This window comes from Treponema primitia (genome assembly GCF_046533075.1).
Classification (GTDB): domain Bacteria; phylum Spirochaetota; class Spirochaetia; order Treponematales; family Breznakiellaceae; genus Termitinema; species Termitinema primitia_B.
Genome location: NZ_JAJQRB010000018.1, coordinates 32,146 through 47,188, shown reverse-complemented (window position 1 = coordinate 47,188; position 15,043 = coordinate 32,146). Strand labels below are relative to the sequence as shown.

Sequence of the window (15,043 nt, the reverse complement as noted above, 5' to 3'; positions counted from 1 at the left end):
GTCTAAATCTACATGAAAGATGCTCTAAATTATGTAAAAAAACCGGCTTCTAAAGCGGCGGTTTTGCCGCTGCCCTTTCAGACCCTGGGTGAAGAAATAGCCAATGCCATACTCCACGGTCTGGGGGCGCTCCTTGCCGTGGCAGGCTTGGTCCTCCTGGTGCTTCGGGGCAAGGGCTATATGGGCATTGCCGCTGCGGGGGCTAAAACTGTTGCTGCCTATGTAATTTTTACCGCCGCCATGATCTGTATGTTTCTGGCTTCCACCCTGTACCACGCGGTCCAGCATACGGGGGCCAAGCGCATCCTCCGTATCCTGGATCATTCGGCTATCTACCTGTTTATTGCCGGTTCCTATACCCCCTTCTGCCTGGTGGGTCTTAAGGGCGCCTGGGGCTGGGCCATCTTTGGCGCCGAATGGGCCTTAGCCGCCGCAGGGATAATCCTCCATGCAGTAAACTACCGCCCTTTAAAAAAGCTTGAACTATTGGTATACATCCTTATGGGCTGGGCCATCGTCATAGCGACGGTTCCCCTGGTTAGGTCCATATCCCGTTTGAGCCTCATTCTACTGGCCGCCGGAGGCGTGGCCTATACCCTGGGCGCCCTCTTTTACCGTAAACACGAGGTCCGGGGCGCCCACGTTACCTGGCATGCCTTTGTATTAGCGGGGGCGCTCTGCCACTGGTTGTCTATCTGGTGGCTGTAATCGGTAAAGACAAGCTCTTTCGTTCGGGTTCCGGGTGGTCAGCTATCAGTGCCATCTACCCGGGATTTTATATATTCTTCTGCGGTTTGGACTGCCATGTCTTTTACGGTATAATCCTTTGTGTTTCGGGTTACTAAAACAGTAATTTCATTTCCGAATGATTTTCTGAGCATATAAAATACATTTGCCAATACAACCGGGGTGGTAAACAGCTGAACATCCCTATTTCCCGCCGAGTATCCGTTGCAGCCGCTCATCGGTCTCCGCCAATTTATACAACTTTTTCACTTCTTCCTTGGAACTGCGCCAAGCAGAGCTTCGACTACCGGCGAAAATTTCTTTTCAGGAGACGGTTTTTGGGTAAGATTCCTAAAATAGTTTTCAACAATCTTTGATAAGCTGCGATGGCGGCTATCGAGATAGGCAAGCTTTTCAATGCGCTCGCCGTGCAAAATCACATAGCGGCTTCTCTGCTCATCCCGTAGGGTTCCAAAAATGAGGTGGGTTTCGGGGGTATAAATGATATATATTTCATTGTAATCTTATAGGGATGGACTGGAATGTTTGGGGTTATTTTCCTGAACTTAAGTGGAAGATAGTTGCAAAATTCAAATGATTTTTCAGGTTTTAGAAGAGGTGGAAAATATTATGCGATCCATACGTTTTGTTGCTATTTTGACCCTATTCGGCGCCTGTGTTACTTTTTCCGGCAATTCTGAAACAACGGGAACGGAAAGCCGGGCGCCGATGTTTTCCGGAGACGGCGGGAAGGGCATTGTCATTGCGGTACCTACCCCGGCGCTGGAAAACAGTACCCCTGCCAACAATTGGATACCCCAGTTCTTCCAGGACCTTATGACCGGTGATTTTGTCCGCTTTTCAGCGATGACCGTCCTGGACCGGGCCAATGAAAGTTTAATACTTGCCGAACAGGAACTTCAGGCAAACGGAAATTATTCTGACGAGGATTACAGTTCAATAGGCCATTTAGCCAACGCACATTATGTTGTGGCCGGGACTATTCGTTCTATCTCGGGGCGCTATTCGGTAAGCTTTAGAATAAACGATATTGAGACCAATGAGATCAGGGCTTCATTTAACAAACAGTACAGCCCCCAGGATGTAGAGGGTGGCTTAGCCGCCAAAGAAGCAGTGCAGGAACTGCTTGCCGGCATGGGGGTTGTTTTGACCAGCGAAGGGGAAAGGCAATTACTGGCTATACCGAAAATTGAAGTAAGGGCTTCTTCCCAGCTGGCCAGGGGTATGGCCGCAGAACAGCGGAACGATAACCCGGTGGAAGCTCTGGCTTTTTTTTATCAAGCTACCACAACTAACCCGAATATGCGGGAAGCAAACCAGCATATAGAAAATTTTGCCAATGCTCAGCCGCCCGGTACTATACGGGAACGGGCTGAATGGGCTCAGGCACAGAAAGCAAAATGGGAAAAGATTTGGGCGGATTTGAATACTTACGTAGAAAATAATTTGGCGATTGCGGTTTATGATTTGAGCAATGTCGAAGATACAATTAAAGTATCCGGTAATAATACGACAGTTAGTTTTAGTGTAACACCGGGTATTAAAATTTTTCCTAATAGGAATGTTTTGTTGGTATGGAAAAAAGTTCGGGATGAGTGGGGAAAAGTTCGCGTGCTTGAAGAAAATAAATCCTGGGCAAGTTCCGTCGCAATGCCGAAGATCGGAGGTACTTTTCATGGAATTTCAGGAGAAATAGTGCTCTACTATGATACAGAAATTGGCCTATATGATGATTATGGGGACAGGATTGCCAGTTATAAAGGGGAAACACACTTATCTTACATGTATTCTCCACAATTCCAGGTAATTGCCCAGCATAAATACTATGATGATGCCAGAATTATTCCTGTTTCATTTAATAATGTACCAATTGAAAAGATTACCACCGATACCGTAACACCAAAAATAGAAAAGATTTACTACCGTGAAATTAATTATGGTGGCATGGGAAGAAAACAAATACCCCTTCTGTTACTGTCTGTTCCTGAATGGGAACAATGGCTTGCGGAACATGGAGGGAGATGACCCTGGGACATGAATGTGTATAGAAAAACCTACCTTTTATATGCAGCCGGTTTCTTGTTCTCCGGGGTAAAATACCCCTCCGCATGTGTCAGTACCGGCGGGGAAAAACTCCGCCCTGAGTTGCAAATAAGGATGTAAACACTTCTGCCACTGGCTGTAGGTTTAGTATTCCAATTTTCTTGCTTCATTATTGGGCATAAAAAGTACCCATCCTTCATCAAATCCATACATGGCCAGATAACGGCCGTCGGTGGAGGAAATTTCAGGCATCCCATTGATGGTATATCCCTGCCTCCAATCCAGCTGCATATCCAACAGGCTGTCGGCGGCGGCGATGATATCATCCCATTCGCTAAAATTGAGTAAATTTTCAGCCAAGACCGTGCCTTCAATGGTTTTTATAATAACCCTATCCCGCATCCGCACATACAGCTTATTCTCATCCACCACAATATTCCGCTCTTTATTGCTGGATATTATATCAAGAATTTTTCGATCTACTATGCCGCCCTTACTGGGATCTCCAAAATCGTCATAAAGGGTAACATCATAGGAGGCAACAGTTATTGTATGTATGTTTCCCGGCCTTATTTCTTCTCCCAATTCCTCTTGAAGACTGTCTGCAATTTTTTCAAATAGTTCAATAATTTCAGGTTCAATCTTCAAATCCGTCATTGCCCTGCTTAGGACCACAGACTTTAATTGTGCTTTATTGGTGCTTTGGGAAAATAAAAAAACAGGGATTAAAAATAGTAAAAAAACTACGCTGATTCTTTTCATATATCCTCTTATTTGAACAAATAAAAACTAACCGAAGATGATTTTCTATGTCCGGCCGCATGACCTCGTGATATGTAAGCCGCATCCTGCAGTTTCCTGTTTATCGAATTGTATATCGGTCTTCCAACGGAGCTATAGTCTATTGAATATACAACTTCATCATTGACAATTGCGGTAAAGGGGGATTCGGAAAACTTAAACTCAAAATACCCATTTGAAAAAGTATACCGGAGATTGATAATTGAAAATGCTTCGTAATGTAATTCGGTAAGAACAAGGGATGACCGTAAATCCTGTCTGTTCCGCTCTCTGTATACCTCATAGGCTAAGATATAGCTGGAATTATTTTTCAAATATGATGTGCCTAGTGCGGTAAACATCTTTTGTATATCATTGGTGTTAAGCCCCTGTCCCGCATCTAATTGTAATATAACATTTTTGCTGATCGGGTCTTCCTGGAGCTCCTTTTCGTCTGCAAAAACCAGGCCGGTCAGACCCATTATGAGGATTAAACTCATTGCAAATCTTTTCATGATAAAAACTCTCCTTGTTAATAAAAATATATGATCTTTTTATACAATATTATGAGGTAATGGTCAATTCATCGGTTTCTGGCTTGGTTCTTACAGGGATTCCATGATCCCTCTTTTTACGGTATAGTACCGCCATGGCTACAACGGTTGACGATAAAAAAGTTATATATTCCATGGACAGGGTCTCCAAGAAGCATGGGACCAAGCAGGTGCTTAAGGATATCAGTCTCTCCTATTTTTATGGGGCTAAGATCGGCGTTATAGGCCTTAACGGGTCGGGGAAATCAAGCCTCCTCCGGATTCTCGCCGGGACGGACACGGATTTTTCCGGGGAAACCACGGTAAGTCCGGGCTTTACCATCGGCTTTTTGGAACAAGAACCGGTACTGGAACCGGGGAAGACCGTAAAAGAGGTAGTTTCCGAAGGGGTCCAGGAATTGGTGGACATCCTGGCTGAATTCGATAAGGTGAGCGAGGCCTTTGGCGATCCCGATGCGGATTACGATAAGTTGGGAGCGAAACAGGCGGCGCTGCAGGAAAAGATCGAGGCCGCCGACGGGTGGAACCTGGACAGCCGTCTGGAACTGGCCATGGACGCTTTGCGCTGCCCCTCCGGGGACGAGGTGGTGGATCACCTTTCCGGGGGCGAGCGGCGGCGGGTAGCCCTGTGCCGGCTCCTCCTTAAAAAGCCGGACATCCTGCTCCTGGACGAGCCCACCAACCACCTGGACGCGGAAACCGTGGCCTGGCTGGAACACCACCTCCGGGAATACGATGGCACGGTTATCGCCGTAACCCACGACCGCTACTTTCTGGATAATGTGGCCGGCTGGATCCTGGAACTGGACCGGGGCGAGGGGATTCCCTGGAAGGGTAACTATTCGGGCTGGCTGGAACAGAAGCAGGCCCGTATGGCCCAGGAAGAGAAGGGCGAAAGCGAACGGCGGAAAACCCTGGAGCGGGAACTTGAATGGATACGCATGAGCCCCAAGGGGCGCCACGCGAAGAGCAAGGCCCGTATCGCCCAGTATGAAAAGCTTTTCCAGGATGATGAGCGGGAAAAGGTCAAGGATAACCGTATTACCATACCGGCGGGACCCCGGCTGGGGCAGTTAGTTATTGAAGCTAAGGAGCTTTCCAAGTCCTTTGGGGATAAGCTGCTTTTTGAAAACCTGGAATTTACCGTGCCCCCCGGCGCTTGTGTGGGCATCATCGGTCCCAACGGCGCGGGCAAGACTACCCTGTTTAAGATTATCACCGGCAAGGAACAGCCCAGCTCCGGGCAGCTCCGGCTGGGGGACAGCGTCAAACTGGCCTACGCAGACCAGATGCGGGAAAACCTGGACGGGGAGAAGAGCGTCTGGGAACAGCTTTCCGGCGGGTTGGACATCATCAAGTTGGGCGGAACCAAGGAAGTCAATTCCCGGGCTTACTGCGCCTGGTACAATTTTTCCGGCGGGGACCAGCAGAAAAAGGTTTCAGTTTTGTCAGGCGGCGAGCGGAACCGGCTCAATCTGGCCATGATGCTCAAGGAAGGGGCCAACGTGCTGCTCCTGGACGAGCCCACCAACGACCTGGACGTGAACACCCTCCGCGCCTTAGAGGAAGCGGTGGATACATTCGCAGGCGTAACCCTGGTGATAAGCCACGACCGCTGGTTCCTGGATCGGATTGCCACCCACATCCTGGCCTTTGAGGACGGGGAAGTGGTCTGGTTTGACGGCAACTGGTCGGAATACGCCGAATGGCGGCGGCAGAAGCTGGGCGCCGAGGCGGACCGCCCCCATCGCTACGTGTACCGAAAACTGGAGCGATGAGGCCGGGCTTTAGACATCCATCGTATCAATTAAACGCTGAAGACACAGTTTGATATAGTGATTGATGGTGATCTTCGCGTTCTCCGCCAGGCTGGCGGGATCGAAGAGCAGTATCCATACATCCTGCCGGTCATATCGGGGTCCCAGAAAGATGAGGTCCGCCATAGCCAGGGAACCCCGGAGCTTCAGCTGAACCTTCCGTATCACGGCGTTTTTATCCAGCTGCGGGGGGGCATCGATCTGTGCGGCAAAACCTGCGGCGCTGATGTCGAGGAGTTTGCCCGTTATGAGCCCAAAATCGCCCTTGAAGTTCAAGGTTCCCGATCCTTCTTCGCAAACCGCCCGGAAACTCTTCCTTCGGCCCTTGGCTTCATTGGCCAGCAGGGCGTTGCGGATAATCACGGTGCTTTCCTTAACTCCTTGCTTTAGCTGTATATACCCGCAGGGTACCATCATCTCCATGAGGTACTTTTCCATGAGATCCCGGTCGGTATTATAAGATAAGATGCCCAACCGGGTTTGGATCCCCGGGTTATCCTGGATTTCCTGGATATAGGCTTCCCACTCCGGTTCCTCCAGCCGTTCATCAATATTGATAAACATGATAGAGCCCGGAAAACGTTCTATAAGCTTTCGGGCCCGTTTATGGTCCCGGAGTATATAGATCTCAAATCCCTGCATAATAAGTTCATCCACCAGATCGTCTTGAATGACGCTGTGGGGATATAGAAAAAAGACTTTTCTTCCTTCGATAGGTGGCTGTTCCATATTATTCAATACTATCGCAAATTTTTCACATTGACAATATTCCTTTATGGTATTATTTTTATTGTGAAATATTTCACAAGGAGTGGTCATGGCCCAGATTCCGGGACCGGCAAAAGAAAGGCTTCTCTCCCTGATGCGGCTCCTCGAAAAACAGGCCGGGGGCCGTATTACCTCCGGCGAGGTTGAAGCCCTTACCGGCTGGTCCAGCCATACTATCCGTAAGGATATCTCTTATTTAGGCGGTATTGCCGGGAATAGTACCGGCTACGATCCGGAAACCCTGATTCCCGCCATAAAGCAGGCCCTGGGTCTTGGGGTCCACCGTCGGCTCTGTGTGGTAGGACTTGGCCGGCTGGGTTCCGCCTACCTGAATTTCCGGGGTTTCGGCGTCCCCGGCGCTGAGTTTGAACTGGCCGCGGGGTTTGATACCAGCGTAAACCGGGTGGAGATCCTTAAATCTCCGGTTCCCCTGTACCCGGCCTTTAAAATGGGCGAGGTGATTTCCCGGTTCGGCATAGAGCTGGCCCTGCTCTGTGTCCCCGAATCCGCCGCCCAATCCGCTGCGGAAAAATTGGCCGCCGCGGGCATCCGGGGTATCGTTAATTTTGCCCCCCTGATCTTACAACTGCCTCCGGAGATTGCAGTCCGTAATGTCTATGTGGTGGATGAACTAAGGGCCCTGTCGGTTAAGTTAAGCGAATAGGTTTACTGAAAAAAGGAGCTGTTATGCGTGTATACAATTTTGCCTCCGGACCTTCAGCCCTGCCCCTTCCGGTCTTGGAACGGGCGGCGGCGGAAATGACCGATGTCAACGGAACCGGCCAGTCGGTAATGGAGATGAGCCACCGGTCTAAGGACTTTAAGCCCATCATCGAAAAAACCGAAGCCCTGCTCAGGGAATTGATGGGTATTCCCCCCAATTACAAGGTGCTGTTCCTCCAGGGCGGCGCTTCTCTGCAATTTTCCATGGTCCCCCTTAACCTGGCCGGGGTTGAACCCGGGTCGCCGAAAAAAAAGGCTGCCTATGTGGAGACCGGTATCTTTGCAAAGAAGGCCGCCGAGGAGGCGTCCAAGTATGCGGAGGTGCATACCCGGGGGAGCTCAAAGGACAAAGCCTATACCTACATACCGGCGCCGCTTCCCCCGGAGGCCGATGACGCCTATTACCACATTACGGTGAATAACACTATTGTAGGGACCAGGTGGGCCGCCCTGCCCGAAACCGGTTCCGTTCCCCTGGCGGCGGATATTTCAAGCTGCATCCTTTCGGAACCCCTGGATGTTTCCCGGTTTGGTCTCCTCTACGCCGGCGCCCAAAAAAATTTGGGACCGGCGGGAACCACGGTGGTGATAATCCGGGAGGATCTCCTCGGGAAGGCGCCGTCCTGGACGCCAACGATGCTCCGTTACGATATCCACGCCGGGGAAGCTTCTATGTATAACACCCCGCCCTGTTACGGCATCTACATCATCGGGCTGGTCTTGGAGTGGCTCAAGGAACTGGGAGGCGCCGATGCGATGGGTAAGCTGAACCGTGAAAAGGCGGATCTGCTTTATGCCTATCTGGGGGGATCAAAACTTTTCCGGTCCCCGGTGGAAAAATCCAGCCGCAGCATTATGAACGTCACCTTCGTATCAACCGAAGCCGACCCGGATAAGCGGAAGGAAAAGGAAACCCGGTTTGTTAAGGAGGCCGCCGCCCAGGGCTTGGTAAACCTGGCGGGTCACCGGCTGGTAGGGGGTATGCGCGCCAGTATCTACAATGCCACGCCCATTGAGGGAGTGAAAGCTCTTATTAAATTTATGGAAAAATTTGAAAAAAACGAAAAATAAGGATCGGAGGTAAGGCAGTTATGTTTAGAATTCGTACTATGAACAAAATATCCCCCATGGGTCTGGAACTGTTTCCCAGAGACCGGTATGAGGTGGCCAGCGAGATTCCCAATCCTGACGCCATCCTGGTGAGAAGCGCGGATCTCCACAATACGGAGATCCCCGAGACGGTTGTCGCCATAGCCCGGGCCGGAGTGGGGTATAACAATATCCCTGTTCCCCAGTGCAGTGATTGCGGCGTGGTGGTCTTTAACACCCCCGGCGGGAACGCCAATGCGGTAAAAGAACTGGTTATCGCGTCCCTGCTGTTTTCTTCCCGGCGGATTCTGGAGGGCATCAACTGGAGCGCCTCCCTTTCCGACCACGCCGATGAGATTCCGGATCTGGTAGAGAAGGGGAAGTCTCAGTTTGAAGGGCCGGAGATTAGGGGCAAGATCCTTGGGGTGGTAGGCCTGGGCGCCGTGGGTGTAATGGTCGCCAATGATGCTATTTCCCTGGGGATGGAGGTTATCGGTTATGATCCCTTCATATCCGTGGACGCCGCCTGGAATCTGTCCCGGGCGGTAAAACGGGCGGATACCCTGGAGGGGCTTTTAGCCCGCGCCGATTATGTCAGCCTCCATACTCCCCTCAGTGATACTACTAAAGGCCTGTTGAACGCCGAAAAATTCCGGCTCATGAAAAAAGGCAGCCGCATCATCAACCTTGCCCGGGGAGGGCTGGTAAACGAAGGTGACATCATTGCCGCCCTGGAAACAGAAAAATTGTCCGCCTATGTAACGGACTTTCCCACGGCGGAACTCCTGGCCTGTAAGAAGGTTATCTGCATACCCCATCTTGGAGCTTCCACCCCCGAGGCGGAGGATAACTGCGCGATTATGGCGGTACAGCAGCTCATGGAATTTCTCGAATCCGGGGCGATCAAAAACGCAGTTAACTATCCCCGCTGCCGGCTGGATCAACGGGAAGCTCACCGGCTTCTGGTGATAAACCGGAACATCCCCAACATGGTTGGGCAGATAACCACCATCCTCGCCGGTATGAATATTAACATTACGGATCTTATCAACCACCACCGGGATGAATACGCCTACAATATTATTGATACGGAGCAAAAAATCCCCGATGAAGCTCTGACCCGTCTTAAAACAGTGGGCGGCATCATCCGTGTACGGACCATAGAAAAATTCGAGTAGTAAAATAGAAAAAAAGCCCGGCAACGCATTGTATCGCGGGATGCGTTACCGGGCTAACCATGGAAAGAGTGTTTTTTTTAAATAACCCATAACCGTTTGAGGCTGACAGTACCCTGTCGAGAGAGGCATAACGACAGGACACACTCAAAGATGGCTTTTTTTAGTTATATTAGAATAACATTCTTATATGAGACTAACATAACGGATTGGAAAACATATGTCAAGGGGTTTTGTGAAAAATTTATAAAAAACTATGAAGAATTTTTTTTACTTAGTATCCCGTGTGAACTATTTCGCTATTTTGTTGCATTATAAAGGATTAAACGATCGATTCTCCCTGTGGGCTATCAAACAGCTCCCCTAGCGTTACCTCCGGGTGATGATACCGTTCAGTACCCGGCTGCATACGTCCAAAGCTGATGGCGCGGCGGGGACAAAAGTTTAGGCAGGCCTGGCATTGTTCGCAGTTTTTTTGGAAAACCGGACCTTTGGCGGTCATGGTGATTGCGCCGGCAGGGCAGATGCGGGCGCAGAGTCCGCAGGCGGTACAGGCGCCGGTACGGCGGTACAGGCGGCGGGCCATGTTCGGACGGGCGAAGCGGAACAGGGCGCTTACAAAGCCGGAGAAGGGCCGGAACGTCAGAATTTTGTTGTCCGCCCGGGATAAAATCGCCGCAGCCGCCTGCTCGGTTGCCTCGGCTTGCAGGAGAAGCCGGGCTTCCTGTTTTTTAGCCCCCTGCGTACCGAATATGGGGATGAAGTTTTCCACCGCGGGGATACGCCCCGCGTAGTTCAAGCTTAGGTTTTTCCGGCCCAGGACCCGGCGGACTTCGGCCAACGCGCCGCCCGGGGAGGTACCAAAGCTTACCAGGGCCGCGAGGTAATCCGCGTGGATTTCAGCCTTTTCCAGAAAGCGGCGTACCATTACCGGTGTCCCGTAGGCATAGGCGGGGAACATAAACACCGCCGCGTCCGCTTCAATACGGAGCCCGGGCCGTTTGATTTCCCGGCTTATCGGTAAAATCTCCGCATCCCCGAGATGCCCGGCTAGTTTTTTCGCCGACCAGTAGGTATTGCCCGTACCGCTGAAATAGTAGATCCTAGCTGTTTTTCTTGTAGACATCAAAATAAAACTCCACCTGATCCTTTAACGCCTCAGTCACCGGCCGGGGGGCGTAACCGGTGAGGGCGGTGATTTTTTCGTGGGAAAAATTGCAGTTATCCCCCAACACTTTTAATGCGTAGGGAGTAAACATCAGTGTTTGCCCTTTACGCAGGGCAATGTTTTCGGCGATACCGGCAAACAGCTTTACAAAGCCCAGGGGCATACAGAGTTTTGGCGGCTTTACCCCGGCAGCCCGGGCGGATGTTTCCACCAGTTCCTTCACCGAAAGGGTATGCCCGGAAAGGATATAGCTCTCGCCGGAAACGCCCTTATCCGCGAGATCCGCCAGCGCCTTCGCCACATCCTTTACATCCACAAAATCGTAGCGGCCGGTTATGTACACCGGCAGGCGGCGCTCGGCAACATCGACCACCATTTGTCCGAAGTTGGAACGTTTCAATTCGAAGCCGCCCACTATCCCCGAGGGCATACCGATTACCGCATCCAGCCCCCGGGTCTTCACCGCGTCCAGGACCAGGTTGGAAGCAAGAGCCTTACTTACCGCATAGGCGCCGGCAACCGCATCGCTTTCAAAACGGGGGATCTCCCGCAGGATGCTGGTAGTATCGGTAAAGGGCAGAGTGTGGACCGTGCCGGTATAGACCAGGCGTTTTACCCCGGAGGCCAGGCAGGCGTCGATGACGTTTTGGGTACCGTCAATATTGACCGCCCTAATATTCGCATCAATTTTACTGGCTATGGAAACAATGCCGGCCAAATGGTAGACATAGGCGGTCCCCTCTAATGCGGGTCCAATAGATTCCGGCGAGGTGATATCGGCAAAGATCACCTCATCAGCATATTGTTTTAGGAAGGGTATAACCTTTTCACCACGGTAATAGAGGGCGCGGACATAGCGGCCCCTGGCGTGGAGTTCGGCGCAAAGGGCAAGGCCGGTGCGGCCGGTCGCGCCGCTTACAACGTGGATTTCATGGCTCATAGGGGAGAGGGTAACATGGAGCGGGGGAAGGTGTCAAAGCAGAATCTGCTTTAAGATTTCTTTACGGAGCTTTTTTCATAGACGGATTTCTCTGATTTTGCGATTGTTTCCGTAATCTTCAGAACCAGCTTTTTATGCCCATTGGAGAGACGATGGAAATTTGACCATAATCTCGCTATTTTAGCGTTTTCTGTCATCCGTTCCCCTTTCATATGGTGATTATAATATATTTATAGTAATATTACAATATAATCATGTCAATATTACGAATGCTTGCGGAATAATCTTTACAACATTATATTGAGAGCATGGGCGATTCGATCAACCAACGGGTAAAACAGATCCGGAAGGCACTGGAATTATCACAAAGGAATTTTTCCTCGATTTTAGCCCTGTCTAATGGGTATATTGGCGGGGTTGAGTCCGGAATCCGCAGGGTAAACGGCCGTCTCATCAAGCTCATCGTCTCGGAATTCGGAGTGAACGAGACATGGTTAACGCTAGGGAAGGGAGAAATGTTTACCCAGAACCCTGACGAAAAATTTACTAAATTAGTTGGATTATTTAAGGAATTACCGCCAAAGTACCAGGACGTGGTATATCAGATGATTGATGTTTTGCTCAAAGTGAAAGAGTAATACCGCCGGGCGCCTGCGTTATTTTTTTTCACAGTGCGGGCAGGCGCCCTTGTCCCCGCCTGAACAGCAGGATGGCCGCTTGCTCCGGAAGGTTTTGACGACCCGCAGTACCACAAAAACCGCCGCCAGGGCTACCGCCGCAATAATAACGCCGGTTTCAATCGTGGAATTCATAACAGCGCTCCCAAACCGGCCAGGCTCCCAAGCTGATAGACAATTGTGCAGAGGAGCCATCCCAGGCATAGCAGAAACACTAATTCAAATCCCAGCCATTTCCAGCCTATTTCCGCCCGGACCGTTGCCAGGGCGGCGAAACAGGGTGGGATAATCAGGGTGAAGAGCATGAACACAAACGCTGCCAGGGGGTTCATTTCCGGATCACTCCGTATGGCGTCCCGGAGACCCTCGCTTTCTTCGGTTTCTTCGGTACCAACCCGGTAGAGGATCCCCAGGGTGGAGACGATAACTTCCTTGGCGGCAAAGCCCGTTACCGATGCGGCTGCCAGTTTCCACCCAAAGCCCATGGGCCGGAAAATGGGGACGATAAACTTGCCCAGCTGCCCGGCGTAGCTGTGTTCCAGCGCCGCTTCCACGTTCCGGACGGAATCCTCCGCCTCTCCGCCGGAAGTACCGGGCGGGGGCTCGTAGGCGGGGAAACTGGTGATGGCCCAGATGAGGATAGCCGAGGCCAGGATGATGGTCCCCGCCTTTTTAACATAGAGCCAGGTCTTTTCGCCCACGTGCCAGAGTATGCCACGCAGGGTTGGCGCCCGGTAGGGGGGAAGCTCCATCACAAAAGGTGTGGGGTCCCCCTTCAGCACGGTTTTTTTCAGTATGAAGGCGCAGCAGAGGCTGAGGATTACCCCGATGGCGTAGATGAACATCACCATGGTACCGGCGTTGGCGGGGAAAAAGGCGGCGGCCAGGAGTACATGGACCGGCAGTTTGGCGCCGCAGCTCATCATGGGGGTGATGAGGATGGTGATGATCCGATCCCGGGGGCTTTTCAGGGTCCGGGAGGCCATAATCGCCGGGACGGAACAGCCGAAACCAAGCATCATGGGGAATATGGACTGACCGTGGAGGCCGAAACTATGGAGCAGCTTATCCGTGGCAAAGGCGGCGCGGGACATATACCCCACATCCTCCAGGATCGAAAGCAGGAAGAACAGTATTACTATTAAGGGGACAAAGGAGAGGACCCCCCCCACGCCGCCTATGATTCCGTCCACCAGGAGGGATCGAAGCAGAGTGTCGGGCATGGTGTTCAGGATGGCTTCGCTTAGGAAACCGAAGAAGGATTCAAGCCAGTCCATGGGGTATTGGCCCAGGAGGAAGGTAAGCTGAAAGACCCCCCAGAGGACCAGGACAAATACCGGCAGGGACAGGAAGCGGTTCATGATAAAGCGGTCCACCGCCTCGGTGACGGAGAAATCGGGCTCCCTGATGATCCGTACCGACTCCTTCACCGCCCCCCGGATATAGCCATAGCGTTGTTCGGAAATGATAATCTCCGCATCCTTTCCAAAGTGCTTTTCAATCCAGGCCACCGCATCCCTGGCGAGGGTCTCTATCTTTTCCGCCTGGGGATGTTCCTGCAGCCGTTCATAGGCGTTGGAATCCTTTTCGATGAGCTTTACCGCCAGCCAGCGGACGGGATACTTTGCCGCAAAAGCCGAATCGGCCGCAATAGCCGATTCAATCGTCTCAAGCTGGGACTCAATTTCATCGCCATAGTTCAGCCGCCTGCCTGAAAAGGCCTGCTCCCCGGCGTGATCAATGCAGTCCAACAGCTCATCAACGCCTAAACCCTTGGGACCTACGGTCTTAATCAGGGGGATCCCCAGGGTAAGGGTAAGCTGCTTATCGTCAATAAAGATGCCCCGGGATTCCGCTTCGTCGCTTATGTTCAGGGCGCCAATCACCGGAATACCCAGTTCCTGGAACTGGAGGCAGAGGTACAGGTTCCGTTCCAGGTTGGTGGAGTCCAAAACATCCACAATAACGTCGGGTTTCTCATCAAGGATAAAATCCCGGGCAACAACCTCATCAATGGAATAGGCGGTAAGACTGTATATACCCGGCAGATCGATAAAGTGGTATGACGTTTCACCCCGGACCCGGCTTCCTTCCCGCTTTTCCACCGTAACCCCGGGGTAATTGCCAACCTTATGGTGAGCGCCGGTAATGGCATTGAACAGGGTAGTTTTCCCCGAATTGGGATTCCCCGCCAGGGCTATTCTTGGATTGCCCTTTGTCCGCAGGGTGGTTTTGTTATTTCCCGCCATTTTCTAATTCCATTTTAGGGTCAAATTTCTTTATCGTCCAACACTTGAACAGCCTCCCGGCGTCTTTTACTGCCGACCAGTCCCCCACGGGGAGTACTTCAATCCCCTCGGCCTCAGAACGGCGGATCAGAATATCGTAACCCCGAATTCGGACCTGGATGGGGCCGTGAAAAAAGCCGGAACGAACCACAGCGCCTTCGGTATTTTCGGTAAAACCCATATCGGCCAGCCGTTTACCGACTTCCTTCCCAAGGGTGACCTTGACTACCTGGAAAGAAGCCCCATTGGGAGTGTCTGATAAAAAAAACATAAA

Annotated in this window: 16 protein-coding genes; 7 read left to right on the top strand and 9 right to left on the bottom strand. The window is 51.5% G+C overall.

Features of this window, described 5'->3' with window-relative positions; translation table 11 throughout:
* Positions 1-12 precede the first annotated feature (12 nt).
* Positions 13-708, top strand: a complete 696-nt coding sequence (gene trhA / locus LQZ19_RS03205; protein ID WP_411046202.1) for a PAQR family membrane homeostasis protein TrhA — start codon at positions 13-15, stop codon at positions 706-708.
* A 284-nt stretch (positions 709-992) separates the two neighbouring features.
* Here trhA and LQZ19_RS03200 read toward each other — a convergent pair whose 3' ends face one another.
* On the bottom strand, positions 993-1,166 hold the full coding sequence (locus LQZ19_RS03200; protein ID WP_411046201.1) for a DUF6364 family protein: 174 nt from the start codon (positions 1,164-1,166) through the stop codon (positions 993-995).
* A gap of 190 nt (positions 1,167-1,356) precedes the next feature.
* Here LQZ19_RS03200 and LQZ19_RS03195 point away from each other — a divergent pair, with 190 nt between their 5' ends.
* Entirely contained in the window at positions 1,357-2,772 is a 1,416-nt protein-coding gene (locus LQZ19_RS03195; protein ID WP_411046200.1) for a hypothetical protein, read from the top strand.
* Positions 2,773-2,934: 162 nt separating this feature from the next.
* On the opposite strand, the gene LQZ19_RS03190 is transcribed toward LQZ19_RS03195, so the two are convergent.
* Together LQZ19_RS03190 and LQZ19_RS03185 are read right to left on the bottom strand one after the other, a co-directional pair.
* Complete coding sequence (locus tag LQZ19_RS03190; protein ID WP_411046199.1) at positions 2,935-3,552, bottom strand: hypothetical protein; 618 nt, start codon at positions 3,550-3,552, stop codon at positions 2,935-2,937.
* 8 nt (positions 3,553-3,560) lie between these two features.
* Positions 3,561-4,085 (bottom strand): hypothetical protein, encoded by a 525-nt coding sequence (locus LQZ19_RS03185; RefSeq protein ID WP_411046198.1) that lies wholly within the window; start codon positions 4,083-4,085, stop codon positions 3,561-3,563.
* Positions 4,086-4,219: 134 nt separating this feature from the next.
* Here LQZ19_RS03185 and ettA point away from each other — a divergent pair, with 134 nt between their 5' ends.
* Positions 4,220-5,902 carry an energy-dependent translational throttle protein EttA gene (ettA, locus tag LQZ19_RS03180; RefSeq protein ID WP_411046197.1) on the top strand — a complete coding sequence of 561 codons (1,683 nt, stop codon included), beginning with the start codon at positions 4,220-4,222 and terminating at the stop codon, positions 5,900-5,902.
* Between the two features lie 9 nt (positions 5,903-5,911).
* Here ettA and LQZ19_RS03175 read toward each other — a convergent pair whose 3' ends face one another.
* Positions 5,912-6,670 (bottom strand): PilZ domain-containing protein, encoded by a 759-nt coding sequence (locus tag LQZ19_RS03175; RefSeq protein ID WP_411046196.1) that lies wholly within the window; start codon positions 6,668-6,670, stop codon positions 5,912-5,914.
* Between the two features lie 88 nt (positions 6,671-6,758).
* Between LQZ19_RS03175 and LQZ19_RS03170 the strand changes: the two genes are divergently transcribed.
* Genes LQZ19_RS03170 through LQZ19_RS03160 form a run of 3 tightly spaced genes read left to right on the top strand, consistent with a single transcriptional unit; the run spans position 6,759 to position 9,699 of the window.
* Positions 6,759-7,373 carry a redox-sensing transcriptional repressor Rex gene (locus tag LQZ19_RS03170; RefSeq protein WP_411046195.1) on the top strand — a complete coding sequence of 205 codons (615 nt, stop codon included), beginning with the start codon at positions 6,759-6,761 and terminating at the stop codon, positions 7,371-7,373.
* 23 nt (positions 7,374-7,396) lie between these two features.
* A complete protein-coding gene (gene serC / locus LQZ19_RS03165) occupies positions 7,397-8,503 on the top strand; it encodes a 3-phosphoserine/phosphohydroxythreonine transaminase (RefSeq protein WP_411046194.1) in 1,107 nt (368 codons plus the stop codon).
* 20 nt (positions 8,504-8,523) lie between these two features.
* Entirely contained in the window at positions 8,524-9,699 is a 1,176-nt protein-coding gene (locus LQZ19_RS03160; RefSeq protein ID WP_411046193.1) for a phosphoglycerate dehydrogenase, read from the top strand.
* 319 nt (positions 9,700-10,018) lie between these two features.
* On the opposite strand, the gene LQZ19_RS03155 is transcribed toward LQZ19_RS03160, so the two are convergent.
* Positions 10,019-10,822, bottom strand: a complete 804-nt coding sequence (locus LQZ19_RS03155; RefSeq protein ID WP_411046192.1) for an EFR1 family ferrodoxin — start codon at positions 10,820-10,822, stop codon at positions 10,019-10,021.
* Positions 10,800-11,804: an NAD-dependent epimerase/dehydratase family protein gene (locus LQZ19_RS03150; protein WP_411046191.1), complete on the bottom strand. Its 1,005-nt coding sequence runs from the start codon at positions 11,802-11,804 to the stop codon at positions 10,800-10,802. Before LQZ19_RS03150 ends, LQZ19_RS03155 begins: the two co-directional genes overlap by 23 nt.
* A gap of 308 nt (positions 11,805-12,112) precedes the next feature.
* Here LQZ19_RS03150 and LQZ19_RS03145 point away from each other — a divergent pair, with 308 nt between their 5' ends.
* Entirely contained in the window at positions 12,113-12,442 is a 330-nt protein-coding gene (locus tag LQZ19_RS03145; protein ID WP_411046190.1) for a helix-turn-helix domain-containing protein, read from the top strand.
* An 18-nt stretch (positions 12,443-12,460) separates the two neighbouring features.
* On the opposite strand, the gene LQZ19_RS03140 is transcribed toward LQZ19_RS03145, so the two are convergent.
* Genes LQZ19_RS03140 through LQZ19_RS03130 form a run of 3 tightly spaced genes read right to left on the bottom strand, consistent with a single transcriptional unit; the run spans position 12,461 to position 15,040 of the window.
* Positions 12,461-12,616 carry a hypothetical protein gene (locus LQZ19_RS03140; RefSeq protein ID WP_411046189.1) on the bottom strand — a complete coding sequence of 52 codons (156 nt, stop codon included), beginning with the start codon at positions 12,614-12,616 and terminating at the stop codon, positions 12,461-12,463.
* Positions 12,613-14,730 carry a ferrous iron transport protein B gene (gene feoB / locus LQZ19_RS03135; protein ID WP_411046188.1) on the bottom strand — a complete coding sequence of 706 codons (2,118 nt, stop codon included), beginning with the start codon at positions 14,728-14,730 and terminating at the stop codon, positions 12,613-12,615. Before feoB ends, LQZ19_RS03140 begins: the two co-directional genes overlap by 4 nt.
* The gene (locus LQZ19_RS03130) at positions 14,717-15,040 is read right to left on the bottom strand and encodes a FeoA family protein (protein WP_411046187.1); all 324 of its coding nucleotides are present in this window, start codon (positions 15,038-15,040) and stop codon (positions 14,717-14,719) included. Before LQZ19_RS03130 ends, feoB begins: the two co-directional genes overlap by 14 nt.
* Positions 15,041-15,043: the final 3 nt, after the last annotated feature.